This is a genomic window from Marinagarivorans cellulosilyticus (assembly GCF_021655555.1).
GTDB classification, from domain to species: Bacteria; Pseudomonadota; Gammaproteobacteria; order Pseudomonadales; family Cellvibrionaceae; genus Marinagarivorans; species Marinagarivorans cellulosilyticus.
The window spans coordinates 2,890,218-2,907,122 of sequence record NZ_AP023086.1 but is presented as its reverse complement, the minus strand read 5'-3'; the positions used below and the strand labels follow the sequence as shown (position 1 = coordinate 2,907,122).

The 16,905-nt window shown below is 47.7% G+C and carries 11 protein-coding genes; 6 read left to right on the top strand and 5 right to left on the bottom strand.

Features of this window, described 5'->3' with window-relative positions; all coding sequences use genetic code 11:
- Nucleotides 1-66: 66 nt before the first annotated feature.
- Nucleotides 67-3,645 carry a carbohydrate binding domain-containing protein gene (locus MARGE09_RS11685; RefSeq protein ID WP_236982099.1) on the bottom strand — a complete coding sequence of 1,193 codons (3,579 nt, stop codon included), beginning with the start codon at nucleotides 3,643-3,645 and terminating at the stop codon, nucleotides 67-69.
- 301 nt (nucleotides 3,646-3,946) lie between these two features.
- Between MARGE09_RS11685 and rep the strand changes: the two genes are divergently transcribed.
- Nucleotides 3,947-5,968: a DNA helicase Rep gene (rep, locus tag MARGE09_RS11680; protein ID WP_236982098.1), complete on the top strand. Its 2,022-nt coding sequence runs from the start codon at nucleotides 3,947-3,949 to the stop codon at nucleotides 5,966-5,968.
- Between the two features lie 59 nt (nucleotides 5,969-6,027).
- Here rep and MARGE09_RS11675 read toward each other — a convergent pair whose 3' ends face one another.
- The 3 genes from MARGE09_RS11675 to MARGE09_RS11665 form a co-directional block, all read right to left on the bottom strand.
- A complete protein-coding gene (locus MARGE09_RS11675) occupies nucleotides 6,028-7,377 on the bottom strand; it encodes a DegQ family serine endoprotease (protein WP_236982097.1) in 1,350 nt (449 codons plus the stop codon).
- Between the two features lie 127 nt (nucleotides 7,378-7,504).
- Entirely contained in the window at nucleotides 7,505-9,322 is a 1,818-nt protein-coding gene (locus MARGE09_RS11670; protein ID WP_236982096.1) for an acyl-CoA dehydrogenase C-terminal domain-containing protein, read from the bottom strand.
- A 146-nt stretch (nucleotides 9,323-9,468) separates the two neighbouring features.
- On the bottom strand, nucleotides 9,469-10,011 hold the full coding sequence (locus MARGE09_RS11665) for a hypothetical protein (RefSeq protein WP_236982095.1): 543 nt from the start codon (nucleotides 10,009-10,011) through the stop codon (nucleotides 9,469-9,471).
- A gap of 377 nt (nucleotides 10,012-10,388) precedes the next feature.
- Here MARGE09_RS11665 and MARGE09_RS11660 point away from each other — a divergent pair, with 377 nt between their 5' ends.
- The 5 genes from MARGE09_RS11660 to MARGE09_RS11640 all read left to right on the top strand — a co-directional run bounded on the left by MARGE09_RS11660 (nucleotide 10,389) and on the right by MARGE09_RS11640 (nucleotide 14,897).
- Entirely contained in the window at nucleotides 10,389-11,090 is a 702-nt protein-coding gene (locus MARGE09_RS11660; protein WP_236982094.1) for a YjfI family protein, read from the top strand.
- Complete coding sequence (locus MARGE09_RS11655) at nucleotides 11,087-11,719, top strand: hypothetical protein (RefSeq protein ID WP_236982093.1); 633 nt, start codon at nucleotides 11,087-11,089, stop codon at nucleotides 11,717-11,719. Before MARGE09_RS11660 ends, MARGE09_RS11655 begins: the two co-directional genes overlap by 4 nt.
- Before the next feature lie 361 nt (nucleotides 11,720-12,080).
- Entirely contained in the window at nucleotides 12,081-13,331 is a 1,251-nt protein-coding gene (gene lysA / locus MARGE09_RS11650; RefSeq protein ID WP_236982091.1) for a diaminopimelate decarboxylase, read from the top strand.
- A gap of 8 nt (nucleotides 13,332-13,339) precedes the next feature.
- A complete protein-coding gene (gene dapF / locus MARGE09_RS11645; protein ID WP_236982088.1) occupies nucleotides 13,340-14,185 on the top strand; it encodes a diaminopimelate epimerase in 846 nt (281 codons plus the stop codon).
- A gap of 13 nt (nucleotides 14,186-14,198) precedes the next feature.
- A complete protein-coding gene (locus MARGE09_RS11640) occupies nucleotides 14,199-14,897 on the top strand; it encodes a DUF484 family protein (RefSeq protein WP_236982086.1) in 699 nt (232 codons plus the stop codon).
- Nucleotides 14,898-14,995: 98 nt separating this feature from the next.
- On the opposite strand, the gene MARGE09_RS11635 is transcribed toward MARGE09_RS11640, so the two are convergent.
- Nucleotides 14,996-16,411 (bottom strand): sugar porter family MFS transporter, encoded by a 1,416-nt coding sequence (locus tag MARGE09_RS11635; protein WP_236982084.1) that lies wholly within the window; start codon nucleotides 16,409-16,411, stop codon nucleotides 14,996-14,998.
- Between the last annotated feature and the right edge of the window lie 494 nt (nucleotides 16,412-16,905).

Here is a 16,905-nt window from a genome sequence, read left to right as displayed (position 1 = left end):
ATTGTACGAACGCAACAAAAAGGCCCATTAAGGGCCTTCACGCTTAGATAACCAACTTTGCTTACACTACCAGTACGAATAACCCGCCCAAGGTACGCCACCTGCAGTTATTTGCACGCAATAGCCACCGTTTTCGGGGGCTGGAACATCCCAACTACTACACGACATAACTTGGCCATTAACCGACAACTGCCGCGGGCTCGCTAAGTTATAACAATTGCCGCCTTGAATAGGGCTGTTAATTTCTTGGCACACATCACCAGTGCCTACACCGCTATTTTGGCCAGATGTGACGGTTTCGGGGTTGCTACAATAATTAGCACAAGGGCTATTACCGCCGCTGGCAACAACCTCAAAGGTTGCACTCAGGTTTTGATTGCTCGATATATTTTCAATCGTGTAGCTCGTAAGGTTGCCCACAGATTGGCCATTAACTACCACATCTGCCACACGGTAACCGGCATCAGGCACAACGCTAAAAGTCTGGCTGCTGCCGTGCGTCAAAGTGGCTGTGGTCGGCGATATACTGCCATTAGCACCCGCATTAACCGCCACGGTATAACTTGCAACAGCATCTTGTGCAAAAGTTGCGCTTAGGGTTTGATCTGCCGATACATTGGCAAAGCTCACACTATCAACCGACCCCAAGGACACGCCGTTTTTAGTCACATCCAAAATGTGAAAACCGGTATTCGGCGTAATGCTGAAAGTCGCGCTGCCGCCATTAGCCACCGCTGCCGACGTTGGCGAAATAGTGCCGTTTTGGCCAGCATCAACAGTAATGGTATGCGTTATCGCGGCATCTTGCTCAAATGCGACCTGCAAAGTTTGGCTAGCGTTTACATCTGTAAAAGTAACGCTTGTTAGCGCCCCCAAAGAAATGCCATTTTTTACCACATTCAATACGTGGTAGCCCGCATTGGGGGTAATGTTAAAGGTTTGATCATGGCCCTGAGTAACATCAATGCTGCCAGGCGATACCGCACCGTTCGCGCCGCTGGTAACGGTGATTTCGTAACTTGGGGGCGGCTCTGCTGCATCGCAACCTACCACTGCGCCACAAGGGTCTACGCTACCTGCCACTAACCACATGTTGTCGACAACAATATCGCTATTGCTATTGCCCACATTCATCACAACTCGAGCATTGCTTAACGAAGTGGGCATCTCGAAGGTATAGCTAAAGCGCTGCATAGTGGTTGTTAGTGACTGCCCAGCGCCCGTTTGCGAAAAGTCTTCCCAAGGCGAGCCACTGCGTTCGACTTTAATTTCGGCGTTTCGGCTTGCACTCGCGCGTGCATCAAAGGCAAAAGTGTAGGTTTGACCACTGGTTAAAGTTAAACCTTCCTGCTTTGGTTGAATATGCCATGCAGCAGAGCCGCCATTTTGAATATTCACAGCATAAGCACCGCCCGCCGCGCTGCACGTAGCATTGCCCGAGGGGGTTGTACACAACCAACCCGAGGTCGACAGTGCGAAATCACCGTTTTCCAGCAAGTTGCTAAATGCGGGTAAAGCGGTCGTCGTTGCATTTGTAGCAACAGCTGCTGATGCGCCATTCGCATTAAAGGCTTCTAGCCAAAAATAGTACGGTGTTTGTGCAGTCAAACCAGTAGCCACCCAAGATGTTGCCCCCGCTGGCAAGCTAGTAACAGCTGATGCCGGCTTAACATTCTGGCTATTGCGGTAAACATAAAAACCCGTTTCGGCATCATCATTGGCGCCAGAATTATCGCGCCAGCTTAACGTGATGCTATTTGCACCGCCGGCTTGTGCGCTAAACAAAGAAGGCGCTGCCGGTACGTTGGCCGGCAAAGTGGTGTTACCTAAAGGGTCCTGCGCTAAAATAGCCGGTGCTATTTCGGTAGCGAAATAAGCCACTGGCACCAAAGCCGCATTAGCATCGATAGATATTTCCCGCGATGACCAACCGGTGCCCGTCACTGCAAACATTTTAAGGCCAGGCTGGCTATTAAATGCGGGCATGGCACCATCATCAGCGTTGGTCCAGTTATTAGGGCCTAACACTAACTTACCCGACCACGAATCAGAGTTATTCGCACCATCGTGCGTGCGCTCTACCGCATTTTCAAACTGCGGATAATCCGGCGCGGTAAACATGGCTAAATTCATCGCGTTTATACCGCTCATGTGGTCCAGCACCTCAATGGCACTGCGCGCATAACCAGCTGCAGCGGCAGATTCATTCGCGTCTTTCTGAATTTCAGACGCCGCCATTAAAATTCGTGCATCGTTTAACGCCATACGGTGCGAACCCCAGCGCACATTGTTATCCGCATTATCTAAATCGCCATTATCCCAAGCATTTGATGTCGGGTCCCAAGTAACCCCTGGGTAACCTAAAGCTTGGTTAGCTTGAATGGCATCGGCTTTATTAAGAACATTATTTTTAAACCCTGTAAGGTCAATGGAGTGTAACGCCGCGTGAGTTAACAGCGATAAATTCCCCTCCATACTGACAGCCCCCCACCAAAACGACGAAGCCTCAGCAAAGCGCGCATGGTTAATGACTTGGCTGCGGTAATTAGCCGCATCAGTGGTAAACCCCAGTTTAATAGCCGCCAGGTAGGTTTCTACCAAAGCGGCATATTCGTCGTCGGCGGTATTATCTTTATCGGGCGCACAATTATCGCGTGCGGCTTTAGGGTTGCGGTAAATACTGTAATTATCGTTATCGGGGTACATGCCGCCCTCACCGCCAAACGCATCGGCTTGGTTGCATACCAAGGGCTCGCTTTGCGCGCTAGCAAGCGCGGCTTTGGCATTGTTGTAGGCCGTTAAAGCCAAAGCTTCAGAGGCATAATCTAAATGCAAACGCGCCATCGCTGCCAGTGTACGCGCGCTGGCGAAAGTCGCTTTGGTTTCTGGCTCAGAAATACATGTACCACTGGTATAAGGTGCGCAAGCAGCCCAAGAGCTATTAACATTGGTATGAAATTTAGCAATGGCTAAAGGTCCACCGTGATCAAACACATGGTCGAATTGCTCGGTTAAAATCAATAATTGCTCGTATACCGTGCGTGCGCCGGCCCACTGGCTACTGTAATAACTATTAACCGCAGGGTAGGTTTCCAATAAATTAATTAGCGACCATGCCGCCTCGGCGGTATTGGTAGGGTAAGCGCCGTTATCGCCGGCATCTTTAACATACGAAAAACTAATGGCGAGCCCTGTCGCCCAGTTATTTTTTGCATTAATAAAGGTTGCAGCACCTTCGTGGTCCTTAAAATAATCAAAGAATTCGTATTTGATATTGCCGTACGGGTCATTGCTGATATTAAAAGGAACCGATTGGTCAGCACCAATAACCAGCCGCAAGCCATCTCCCTCTTCTACGCAATGCGAAAAATCAATACGGTAAAAACTATCGCCAGAACTTATATCATTATTAATATAAGAATCTTCTGAGCCGCTGCACTGGGTGCCTGCAATTTGCCAATTTACAGGGCCGGTATATGGGTTGATGTATAGCGCCGTTTTACTCGCCTGCGGCAGATAACCAGCATAGTTAATGCGGAACTTGGCATTCATCTGGCTACCGTTATCAATCCCATAGCTTAACGGCGCCGCCAATACGCTACCTAAACACAGTGTAAAAATGGCCATCGAAAGTTGTTTTGTCAAAATACAGTACTCCTAATACATCGCACAAAATAGAAACAGCCCCAAGCAAACCCATCGTCAATGTGACAGCAGGCGCCAAAATAACCTTCTCAGAGCCTAGTCAAAACAACCTCTATCGTCGGGTCAGTCATCCGGTAAATGGCCGATAAACGGTCGCCATCACCAAAACAAGACCCAGTGCACACTTGACCCAAGGCTGCGCATACACCGAGGGCAATCAATGAATACCAAAAGCACGCATAGCCTGAATCAAAGCCCATTTCATGGTATAAATAGCGCCCATTTTTGACCGCTGTACCCCATGGCCAACAAACTTAACCCCCGTCAAAGCGAAGCCGTTCATTACATTGCAGGCCCATGCCTAGTGCTGGCTGGCGCAGGTTCTGGCAAAACCAGTGTAATTACCCGCAAAATTGCCTATCTCATTGAAGAATGCGGCATGGGTGCGCGCAATATCGCTGCTGTAACCTTTACCAACAAAGCCGCGCGCGAAATGAAAGAGCGCGTAAACAAGCTTGTTAAAGGCAAGGCCTCTCGCGGGCTTACGGTATCGACCTTTCACAACTTGGGCATGAACATCATTCGCAAAGAACATAAAGCCTTAGGCTTAAAAAATGGCTTTTCGATTTTTGATGCCGAAGATGCGAAAGGGCTATTAAAAGAAATAATGCTCAAGCAAAACGAGCTTGATAGCGATAATGTCGATTTAGTGCAAAGCGAAATTTCCAACTTCAAAAGTGCAATGATCAGCCCAAAAGAAGCCCTAAACCGGGCAGATAGCCCTGCCGAGCTTTGCATTGCCAATGTTTTTGAACGTTATAACCAAGCTTTACAAGCATACAACGCCGTAGACTTTGACGACCTTATTTGCCTGCCGGTAAAACTGTTTAATGACCAACCTGCGGTACTTGAACGCTGGCAACACAAATTGCGTTATTTATTGGTCGACGAATATCAAGATACCAACGAAAGTCAGTATCAGCTGGTAAAGCAAATTGTTGGCGGGCGCGGCGGTTTAACCGTGGTCGGCGACGACGATCAAAGTATTTACGCTTGGCGTGGCGCACGCCCCGAAAACTTAAGTTTATTAAAACAGGATTTCCCTTCCCTACACGTTATTAAGCTAGAACAAAACTACCGCTCTACAGCCCGCATTTTGCGCGTAGCCAACGCAGTGATTAGCCACAACCCGCACGAATTCACTAAAACATTGTGGAGTGATTTTGGTTTAGGCGAACACTTGCGTTTAATCCGCTGCCCAACCGACGATGCCGAAGCCGAACGCGTCGCGATGGAAATTCTCAATCAAAAAATGCGTCGTGGTTTAAGTTTTAAAGATTTCGCCATTTTATACCGGGGCAACCACCAAAGCCGCATACTCGAAATTAAATTGCAGCAAAACCAAATACCCTACAATATTAGTGGCGGCACCAGCTTTTTTGCCCGCACCGAAATTAAAGACATCATGGCCTACCTGCGATTATTGGTAAATAGCGATGACGACAACGCATTTTTGCGCGTTATTAATACACCACGCAGGCAAATAGGCACCTCAACACTAGAGGCCTTAGGGCGCTATGCCACCGAGCGTGAAATAGGCCTTTTAACTGCTTGCGACGAAATGGGCTTACACGCCATTTTGCCCGCCAAAGGTCTAGAGCGGCTGCGAGAGTTTTCTGGCTGGCTAAAACGTGTACGCGATAACTGTCACCAAAATAATCCCGTCACGGCCATTCGAGAAATGATCGAAGATATCGATTACGAAGGCTGGCTTTTTCAAAACGCCAGCAGTGCCAAAGTTGCCGAAAAACGCATGCAAAATGTTTGGTATTTAACCGACAATATCGAAAATGCCATCGCGCGCGACGAAAGCGCCGAAGACAACGAAGAGTTCGTTAAAAACGCCATCGCTAAATTATTATTAATGGATTTAATGGAGCGGCAAGAAGACGAAGACGATTCTGATCAGGTTCAATTAATGACCCTACACGCAAGTAAAGGGCTGGAATTCCCCCATGTATTTTTAGTCGGCATGGAAGAAGAACTACTCCCCCACCGCAACAGTATTGACGACGACAACATCGAAGAAGAACGCCGCTTAGCTTATGTAGGTATTACCCGCGCTCAAAAAACACTCACAATGACACTCAGCGCTAGCCGAAAGCAATTTGGCGAAAAAATAGAAACATCACCTAGCCGCTTTATTGAAGAAATACCAGAAGAAGATTTAGAAATGGAAGGGTTTGGCAAAGCCAGTGTTGCGCAAGTAGAACAACGCGCAAGCGAAACCGTGAGTAACATTATGAATATGTTTGATGATTAATGTAGGCTCTACCCAGTAAAAACTGAAAAGCGCCCCATTCTCAGGGGCGCTGAGTTAGATTACTGAATCACAATATAAAATGTTCCCATACCACGCTGGATATGCAGCAAGGCTTGCTTTTTATTGCGTGACAAAGCGTCTTTCAATTCCTGCATATTATCAGTGCGCATGCGGTTGGCTCCGATAATAACATCCCCTGGGCGCAAGCCCGAGCGTGCAATATGGCTATCACGAGCAACTTGCGTAATGATAACGCCCTTACCATCTTTATTGGGCTCTAAGCTAGCGCCTTCAAATAGCTTATGCACTTTACCATTGCCAGAAATCGACGACGGATCACCGACTTTAACTTTAAAGGTTTTTTCATCACCTTCGCGAATTATTTTAATTTTTACCGTATCACCAATGCGGCGAATACCAATTTGATTACGTAGCTGGCTAGCGCTGAGCGTATCTTTACCATCAACCGCAATAATCACATCGCCAGGGCTTAGCCCCGCTTTATCAGCCTCAGAGCCTTCGCTAACGTTAGTCACTAAAACACCCAACTGGCCATTTTTCAAACCGAAAGCTTTTTGCAACTCTTGCGTTACATCTTGTATGCCTACACCAATTTGGCCGCGCTTCACCTCACCGTGACTCAGGATTTGCTCGACACTGACGTTTGCCATATTCATGGGAATGGCAAAGCCAATTCCTACGTTACCGCCACTGGGGGCAATAATCGCGGTATTAATACCAATTAACTCCCCTTTTAAATTCACCAAAGCCCCACCAGAGTTACCAGGGTTAATAGAAGCGTCGGTTTGAATAAAATCTTCGTAGCCCTCTATGCCCAACCCCGTGCGCCCTAGCGCACTCACAATACCGGTTGTCACTGTTTGCCCTAAGCCAAAAGGATTGCCAATGGCAACAACAAAATCGCCCACACGCATTTTTGTGGAATCGGCGCGCTTAACTTCCGTTAGGTTTTCTGCATCGATTTTGAGTACTGCAATATCCACTTCAGGGTCTGAACCTATCAGCTCGGCTTTAAAAGAACGGCCATCAGTGAGGGATACATGGATTTCATCCGCCCCTTTGATTACGTGATGGTTAGTAATAACAGTACCTTCACCGGCATCAACAATAACGCCAGAACCGGCACTGCGTTCTCTGCGCTCTGGCTGATCGGGAATATTAAAAAAGCGGCGAAAGGCTGGATCGTTTAATAAGGGGTTGTCGTTATCACGCGAAGTGTAAGTCGCAATATTCACAACTGCGGGGTTTATCTTTTCTAACATTGGCGCCAGTGTTGGCAAATTATTACCATCACTATCAGCTGATGGCCACAAAGCTAATGCATTATTGGACAAACCGCCTAACGACAATCCAGCCGCAACAATAACAGACGCTAAAACATGTTTCATAATTAAAGGCTCTCCGTTAATCGACGGGTTTACAAACGTAAACCCTGCATGATGAATCGATTAAAAAGAGCCTATGATTAAAAAAAAGTTCCAGTAATTACTTTAATTTTTTAATGCTAAACGGCCTTTAAAAATGGCTGGCAGGCATCACCATTAGATCATCACTGTGTGAGCGTATTCGCTCTGCCAAAAAGCTTACGCGTGGTAATTCGCGATTAAGGAAGTATCGGCACAAATACTGTTTGGCAGCCAAAAATTCGGCACTGTAAGCGCCCTCGCTTGCTACGCCGCCGCTTTGTATATGCTCTGTACTGTGCGCCATTTTAAGCCATAAATAACCGTAGGAAACTAAGCCAAGCGCGTGCAAAAAATCAACAGCACTTGCACCAATCACATCAGGGGATTTACCGGCGCGCGCAATCAACTCTTGCGCTAACGCTGTAACCTCATGGATGCACTCAACTAATTTCGCGCCTTCTTTTTGCCACTCGCCGCTTAAATCATGTTGAACAAAATGGAGTATTTCGCTGCAATAGTCGTTAAGGATCACCGCTTTGTTGGCAATAACTTTGCGGCCTAGCAAATCTAACGCTTGTATTCCATTTGTACCCTCATATATTTGAGTAATACGTATATCTCGCACATACTGCTCTTGTCCCCATTCGCGAATATAGCCGTGGCCACCAAAAACCTGCTGGCCTTCAATAGCTGCAGATAGCGCCATATCACTCATAAAAGCTTTGGCCACAGGTGTTAACAAGGCGATGCGCCCTTCAGCTTGCGATTTTGTTTTGTCGTCCTGGCTGTATTTAGCAATATCCAAATATTGCGCAACATACAAATAGAAGGCTCGGCTGGCTTCGTTAAAGCTACGCATATGCATTAACATGCGGCGTACATCGGGGTGCACAATAATGGGGTCGGCCGGATCATCAGGAAATTGGGCGCCGCTTAAGCTTCGGCTTTGCAAACGCTCGCTGGCGTAGTCTCTGGCACTTTGGTAGCTAGCCTGCGCTACTGCAACCGCTTGAATACCGACTGTTAAGCGCTCGTAATTCATCATGGTGAACATTGCCGCCAAACCTTTATGCGGCTCACCGACCAACCAGCCCTTGGCCTCTTCAAAATTCATCACGCAAGTGGCAGATGATTTAATACCCATTTTCTTTTCAAGCGCACCGCAACTCACAGTGTTGCGGGCCCCTAAGCTGCCATCTTCATTAGGGAGGTGCTTAGGCACTAGGAATAAAGAAATGCCTTTAGAGCCAGCAGGTGCATTGGGCAGTTTAGCCAACACTAAATGCACAATGTTTTCGGCCATATCGTGCTCGCCCCAAGTAATAAAAATCTTGGTGCCAGTTACCGCGTACAAAGCCTCCCCTAGCATGTTTTGCTCTAAGGGCACCGCTTTGGTACGAATAAGGCCAAGATCTGTGCCCGCATGGGGCTCGGTTAAATCCATTGCCCCCGCCCACTGCCCCGTGTACATATTAGGCAAAAAGCGCTCTTTTAAATTGTCGCTGCCATGCGCGTTAAGGGCAAGGCATGCGCCCGCTGTAAGCATGGGCGCCAAGCCAAATGCCATACAAGCGCCCTGCAGCATTTCCTCAACACAGGCAACCAAGGTTTTCGGCATACCCATGCCACCGTATTGCGCATCACCGCCTAATGCTCCCCAACCACCTTCGCAATAAGCGCTATACGCCTCGTTAAAACCATCGGGAACAACCACCTTGCCCGCCGTCAAGTGCGTACCGGTCTCATCGGCCTCTCTGTTAAGTGGGGCAATAACTTGCTCACACAACTTAGCGGCCTCCTCCAATATGGCTTTAGCGGTTTCTGGGTCGGCATCGTGCAGGCCTAATTGCGGCCACAGCTGATCTGCCTTAATCAAGTGCTCTAACAAAAACGATAAATCGGTAATTGGTGCTTGGTAATCGGCCATAACTTGCCCTCGCCTATTGGCTGCATTCAATACACATTTATTAAAGTAACAGCTTAAGTTTACGACACGAATAGCGAATTTGGGCAAAGCCAATGTTGAAGATGCTCTTGCGCTAGATATGACACACAGATTGCAGTTTTAGAACGCTACAGTGTGTAAGTGATATCGCCAGATTGGGTATGGTAGTCAATATGTACTGGCGGCAGCTTTTCGTGGTGGTACGAAAAGCGGCAAGCGTTGCCGCGAGGGCTCGCAAACCAATAACGTGAGCGATCACCTACCGGGCTGGGTAACGACACTAGCGCGCGCCATAATTGATCACAATCAGCTTGGCTAGCTTGCGGCAGGGCATCAACGCCCATTGGTATACCCTGCGACGAGAATACTAACCCAGATGCCATATTTCCCTGGCTAACAGCCCACTTTGCCTGCTGTAATATTACCGCGCTATGCAACGCTGAGGCCGTTACTTGGGCATGCGTTTGCAACGCCAACTGCTCTGTTGCTTCATTATTATGTAACGCAACGGCAGCCACGCTCCCCATTACCGTCACCCCAGCTAACACCTCGACCAAAGCCGCCCCTGCTTGCTTGCGCTTAAGGGCAACCACGCGGCCCCCTTTGCCTGCGCAATTCAACGAAGCTATACGTAAAATATCGTGAATAAAGTGTTTAAAGCGAAAGGACATGTTTGATACTTAAGGTTAGTTATTCCATTACCGGCATGCTCGCAGCCCACCAATACGCAGCAATATGGTTGAATTGAACCCGACACAAAACGGGCAACACGTGCGTGAGTGCTAGCCGTTCAGATTGTATTCAGGACTAAAAGCAGATTCTGTGCGTCAATTATCAGTGACCACAAAGGTTATAAGCCACCCGTCGGGTGATGGCGCCAGTAAATTGACATTCGTACCGAGATAATTGCTGTTGCAAAATCGTAATCCGGTCACATATAGCCTGTGTGCATGCAATCCTTGCTCAAGTCGATATAATGGGCGATATTTACATGTAATTGGTACACGTTGGCCCAACTCACCCATTACCTTTGGTAAAGCAACGATATATGCCCACAAAAAAAGCCGCTAGCAACCAGCCCAAATCATCTGCACATTATCAGCGGGAGTTTCGCAAGCGTTTGCGCGAACAAGGCCTCGTTAAAAAAGAAGCGTGGATTATTCCCGAAAACGGTAAGCTTTTATCGCTTGTAGAAAAAGAACTGCGCTTGCACATCGAACCACCCACGCTAGGCAATGCCGGTCAACTCGTTGGCGATGCGATGTTGTCGCACAACCCGCCAAGCTGGACTATCGAGAAACTCTATGAGGCATTGCTTACCACCGATTTAGCCACCAGCGAGCTTGCAACCTTTACGGTTTTAAACGAAGACAATACCCTAGAAGTCACCCTACATGAACTTGGCGACCTACCACTACTACTAACCATTGCTGGGCAGCAAATGCTCGTTGAAGCGGTACTTTGGGCCGTTACCGACGTAAATGACACAGCCGAGTTTGATGCCGCGATTTTGCGCACCCATAAATATTTCCCATTATCAACCATTGGCGTAGAAACATTCTCAGACGGTAACGATTACTACACCGTATTTGGCGCACTCTCGACCAACTCATTGCTAGCAAATATTGTGTTAGAAATTGAAACTTTAGGCGTCAATGTTATCCAAGCTGCAAACGCCTATAGCCACTTTTTAAAGGACTGCATAAAAAAAGAAGGCTTTTTAATTGACGATATTGAGTCCGCATTATGAATACTTGGAGCACCGTAATAGCCCAACTCGCCAATACGCCTGGTGGCGCGCAAGCACAAGCTAGCGCGCAGGCCAAAGCGCAACACTTGGTGCGCAAAGAGTATTGCACGGTAAAACAACAGTTTGAAGACAGCGAAAAACAGCTAAAAGCGCTAGAAAGCGATTATGCCGCAGCCAAAGCGGCACTATTGGCGCTAGAACAGCAAACGCAAAAAATAGAACGCGACACCCAGGATGCGTTAGCGCAGGAAGAAGCACAAAAAGCATTGGGCCTTGCCACTGAGATTGCCAAAATCAACCTGAATGTTTTTAATAATCGCCAGCAGGTTTTAACCATTGAGAGCACACTAAATACACTTAAGGGTACTCTTAGCCACAACCGCTACAACCTATTTCGGTTAGAACAACAGCTCGACACCCTCAACGCAACCTGCCAACTTCAACAAGCGCAGTCCCAGCTAGCTCAAAATAAAGGCATTCGCACAGCTTTGCATTCCATTGCCACGCTTCATGCGCGCGCAGGCCAACCAACCTCAAAAACGGCGCCTAAAGCTAAGCAAATAGTAGCCACCGCCAAGCAGCCCGAGTCCGCCGAGCAAATCATTCGCCGCCTAAGAGCTGTCAAGTAAAACCGCTTTCAAACGCCGATATCACAATGATCTCGCGCCTTTAGCTATTGTTCACCTAGCCGCCCGCCCGTATACTCCAGCGTTTAATTAAATTTATCTGGAGTTGGGCTATGCGCACTTTGCGAAAGATGGGCAGCGCATGCATTAACAGTGCACCTTTGGCCATATTACAGCTAAGCTATAACGGGCAACATAAATACCGCGCGGGGTTTATTCTAGCGCTGGTATTTTCCCTATATGGTTGCGGCCACAAAGGGCCACTTATAGCCCCTGAAGCCAACTCGGACTCAGCCGTTAGCGCTTCCGACACTCAACCCGGCGCGCTACAGCTCCCAGAGACCCACTCTCACTAGGTTTATATATGCCATTAACATTACAAAACAACAGCTTGTATTTTGAGCAAGCGAGCTTAGATGCCATTGCCAACCAATTTGGCACGCCGGCTTATGTTTATAGCCGCGCGGCGTTAACCAGCGCCTACCAAGACTACGCCAATGCCTTGGGCGAATGGCCCGGCACTATCTGCTACGCCGTAAAAGCTAATTCGAATATTGGTGTATTAAATGTACTGGCGCGTTTAGGTGCGGGTTTTGATATTGTCTCTGTCGGTGAACTTGAGCGAGTATTACGCGCCGGTGGCCAGCCATCAAAAATGGTATTTTCAGGTGTTGGCAAAACAGCCAGCGAAATGGCTCGCGCACTTGAAGTTGGCGTAGGTTGTTTTAATGTAGAGTCCGCAAACGAGCTAGAAACCCTTTCTCAAGTTGCCGGATCACAAAATAAAGTGGCCTCCATTTCAATTCGTGTAAACCCGGATGTCGACGCCAAAACCCACCCCTACATTTCTACCGGCCTTAAAGAAAATAAATTTGGTATCGATATTAATGACGCCGTCGCCGTGTACCAGCGCGCTTCTAGCTTGCCAGGCTTGCGCATTGTGGGTGTGGATTGCCATATTGGCTCTCAGTTAACAGAAACACAGCCATTTATTGATGCTCTCGATCGCGTATTGCAGTTGGTCGACAAATTAGCCGACAAGGGCATTACCATTCACCACCTCGATTTAGGCGGTGGCTTGGGCGTGACTTACGATCAGGAAGTTCCACCCGCTGTGAGCGATTACATTAGCGCTATTAAAGCAAAGCTTGGCGATAGAAAACTGGCATTAATGTTTGAGCCGGGTCGCTCAATTGCCGCCAATGCGGGTGTGCTACTAACTCGGGTGGAATACCTCAAGCCCACCGAGCACAAAAATTTTGCCATTGTTGATGCCGCCATGAACGACTTAATCCGGCCAGCGCTTTATCAAGCTTGGCAAGGGATCGTTCCGGTCAACCCTCGCGATGCCGACAGCCAAGTGTGGGATATCGTAGGCCCAGTATGCGAAACCGGTGACTTTTTAGGTAAAGATCGTGAACTCGCTATCGAGCAAGGCGATTTACTCGCCATTAAATCCTCAGGCGCCTATGGTTTTACCATGAGCTCCAACTATAACTCTCGCCCTCGTGCCTGCGAACTTATGGTTGATGGCGATGCCGTTCACGTTATTCGTAAACGCGAAACGATTGATGACTTAGTCGCCCTCGAAGCCATACTCCCTGCATCAGAATAAGAGGCATTATGAAAATTCGCTTCACCAAAATGCACGGTTTAGGCAATGACTTTGTCATGATCGATGCCATTAGCCAGCAAGTGAATATTACGCCAGATCGGGCGCGTAAAATTGCCGACCGCAATTTTGGTGTAGGCTGCGACCAAATATTAATTGTTGAAGCCCCCACGCGGCCCGACGCCGACTTTAAATACCGCATTTTTAATGCCGATGGTTCAGAAGTAGAAAATTGCGGTAACGGCGCCCGCTGCTTTGCTGTTTTTGTACGTTTGCGCAAATTAACAGGAAAGCATGTTATCCGCGCCGAAACGGCAACAGGTGTGCTGATATTAAATGTGGTCGACAAATATAACGTCACTGTTGATATGGGCGTACCGGAGCTTTCGCCACCTAAAATTCCATTTATTGCCGATGCTGAAGCTAGCGTCTACGCTATTGATATCAATGAGAACACAGCCAATATTTCAAGCTTGAATATCGGCGCTGTATCCATGGGAAACCCGCATGCGGTTGCAGTAGTAGATGATGCAGCAGCCTACCCAGTAGAGCTTATTGGCCCATTGATTGAATCACACCCGCAGTACCCTAACAAAGTTAACGCGGGTTTTATGAGTATTGTCAATCGCGGCGAAATTAATCTACGGGTATACGAGCGTGGCTCGGGCGAAACCCTAGCCTGCGGAACCGGCGCTTGCGCTGCTGTGGTAGCAGGAAGATTACAATCACTACTAGATGAAACCGTTACGGTTAACTTACCCGGTGGCAGCTTGAGCATCACTTGGCCAGGCCCAGGCCATTCAGTAATGATGACAGGCCCTACAGCAACCGTTTTTCATGGGCAAGTGCGTATTTAACAAGGGGAACATAGTGAGCGATAGCCATAATAAAAAACCAACTGCTCCAGAACCTACACCAGTAATTAATGACGAAAGCGTAGCTAATTATTTAGTAGAACACCCCGAGTTCTTCGAAACCCACCTTGATTTACTGCTAAGCCTGAGGCTTTCACACCCGTCAGGCAATGCAATTTCGCTGATCGAAAAACAAGTACACACCTATCGCGAACGCAACAGTAATATTCGCGAGCGGCTCAATATATTACTCGCCAATGCGCGCGAGAACGATCGCCTTTTTGAATTGAGCCAGCGCCTTACATTATCACTCATTGAGTGCTCAGAGCTTGGCGATATTTTTGATGCACTTAGCTACAGCTTGGACCAAGAGTTCAAAGTAAAACACGCAGCCATTTGGGTGCTAGATCAGCGCCTTAACTCAGCAACAACACACTTCTGGGCCGAAAACAGCTTTCACCCCATGCTTAACGACCGACTCAATAGCAGCAAAACGGCTTTCAGTGGTATTAGCCAGGCCGAAATTAATGCGTTATTTGAACATCAAGAGGAAGTAGGATCTGCCGCGGTAAGTATTGTTCGTCACGGCAGCCGCCCAATTGCTATCATTGCTGTTGGGCACGAAGATAAAGAGCGCTACCAACCCAATGGCGGCACGCTATTTCTACGTCATTTAAGTGAATTATTAAGCCGCGTATTAGGCCGTTTTTTGTAATTTATTCGATTGACCCAGCGCGGTTTTAATTCGCCCCAATAGTTTAAAACAAAAAAAGGCGAGCTTGCCAAGCTCGCCTTTTTGGCGTTAACGCACCACTAACCTTTCATATCTTCCAGTTCTACGCCTTTAGTTTCGTGTACATACTTCATAATAAACACGACCGAAACAAAGGCACAGAAAGCATAAAATCCGTACGCGCCAGCCAACCCAACACCGGCAAGCAATATTGGGAAAGTGATTGTGATTGCGAAGTTTGATCCCCACTGGAATAAGCCTGCCACGGCTAGGCCCGAACCGCGAATTTGGTTTGGGAACATCTCACCCAGCATGACCCACATTACAGGCCCCCAGGACAAGTTAAAAAAGATGACGTATAAATTCGCACTGATTAATGCCAAGGTACCCATTGAATTAGTCAGTGACAGCTGGCCGCTGTCATCAAACGAGGCGGTCGCAAACGCAATGGTACACAGCGTTAAGGTCACCGCCATTCCGGCAGAACCAATCCACAATAAAGGTTTACGACCGATCTTATCAACCAACAGCAAGGCCACAACACAAGCTGCAATACTTAATGCACCTGAAACCACGTTAATTAACAGCGCATCATTTTCCGAGAAACCAACAGACTGCCAAAGTACAGCACCATAATAAAATACCACATTAATACCGACCAACTGCTGGAACGTCGCCAATCCAATACCCACCCAGACTAAACGACGAATCCGGCCGGTTTTACTATCAATTAAATCTTTTAACGCTGGACGATGGTGGTCTTTGGCTAATGACTGATCGATTTCAGTGTATTTAGCTTCGCCCTCGGCATCGCCATAAAGCTTTTTAAGTACGGCTAAGGCCTTTTCTTTTTGCTGACGACTTACTAGAAAACGTGGGCTTTCAGGAATTAGCATCAAAGCGCCTAGGAATATGGCTGCGGGAAGAATCTCAACCCAAAACATCCAGCGCCAAGTATCAAACCCTAACCATAAAGGGCTTAAGGCTGAGCCAGAAATATCAGCTAGCAAATAATTACTTAAAAATGCCGCCGTCAAACCCGAAATAATAGCCACTTGCTGAATTGTTGTTAAGCGTCCGCGATAAGCGGCAGGCGCAACCTCACTGATATAGGCAGGTGCCATAACACTGGCAGCGCCAACAGCAAGCCCCCCGAGCACACGATAGATAATGAACTCAACGGAGCCGCCTGCAACGCCAGACCCCCAAGCAGAAACAATAAAGAATATTGCCGCTAGGATAAGCATCGTTCTACGGCCGTAAAAATCGGCTAACCGCCCAGCCATTGCAGCCCCTACAGCGCAGCCCAATAACATAGAAGCAACATTAAACCCTGTGCCCATAGAATCAGAATTAAATGCTGTTCTTAAACCATCGACAGTGCCATTAATTACACCGCTATCAAAACCAAATAAAAACCCCCCAATTGTTGCTATGCAACTAATTAATACAATAAAAGAAAAATTGTGATTATTTTGAATATTGCTATTATCCATACCGTTTTTTTGCTCAAGTTTGTCGTTATTGTTAAGAAACGCTATTGACTGCTGTTTATACCATCGCCGAATTACGCATCGACAGGCGCTATACTAGCTTGATTACCGGGTTTAAATTCAACTGTTTTTTTGAGTAAGTCTGTTGCTCCGGAAATTCAACCACCATTCAACAAAAGCAGCCATTTGCCACTTTGCCATTCTTACTAGTAGCGCGGAGGCTTACCCCCAAAACCCGGAATTAACACTGCGCCTGCAAGTAAAAGCCCTCGGCTGACGAATCCGCTGCGGCCAGCAAACCAGCATAAAAGCAACGTTCATCCTCAGGTTCAAAACGGCAGGATCAATGCTATAGGTGTAATGCTATATGTCTATCGCTGCGATATGACAGATCCTAATCGCCTGTCACTACAAGCGGCGCCACTCTCAACCTATTACATCAACCGCCCGCAACTGAAGCTAGACCAAGCTGACTCATCGATGGCCGATCGACATCA

Bases quoted from the DNA above. Each gene is read 5' to 3' on its own strand.
- lysA (WP_236982091.1), top strand. From the start codon at position 12,081: ATGCCATTAACATTACAAAACAACAGCTTGTATTTTGAGCAAGCGAGC.
- dapF (WP_236982088.1), top strand. From the start codon at position 13,340: ATGAAAATTCGCTTCACCAAAATGCACGGTTTAGGCAATGACTTTGTC.
- MARGE09_RS11675 (WP_236982097.1), bottom strand. From the start codon at position 7,377: ATGAAACATGTTTTAGCGTCTGTTATTGTTGCGGCTGGATTGTCGTTA.
- MARGE09_RS11670 (WP_236982096.1), bottom strand. From the start codon at position 9,322: ATGGCCGATTACCAAGCACCAATTACCGATTTATCGTTTTTGTTAGAG.
- rep (WP_236982098.1), top strand. From the start codon at position 3,947: ATGGCCAACAAACTTAACCCCCGTCAAAGCGAAGCCGTTCATTACATT.
- MARGE09_RS11660 (WP_236982094.1), top strand. From the start codon at position 10,389: ATGCCCACAAAAAAAGCCGCTAGCAACCAGCCCAAATCATCTGCACAT.
- MARGE09_RS11635 (WP_236982084.1), bottom strand. From the start codon at position 16,411: ATGGATAATAGCAATATTCAAAATAATCACAATTTTTCTTTTATTGTA.
- MARGE09_RS11665 (WP_236982095.1), bottom strand. From the start codon at position 10,011: ATGTCCTTTCGCTTTAAACACTTTATTCACGATATTTTACGTATAGCT.
- MARGE09_RS11655 (WP_236982093.1), top strand. From the start codon at position 11,087: ATGAATACTTGGAGCACCGTAATAGCCCAACTCGCCAATACGCCTGGT.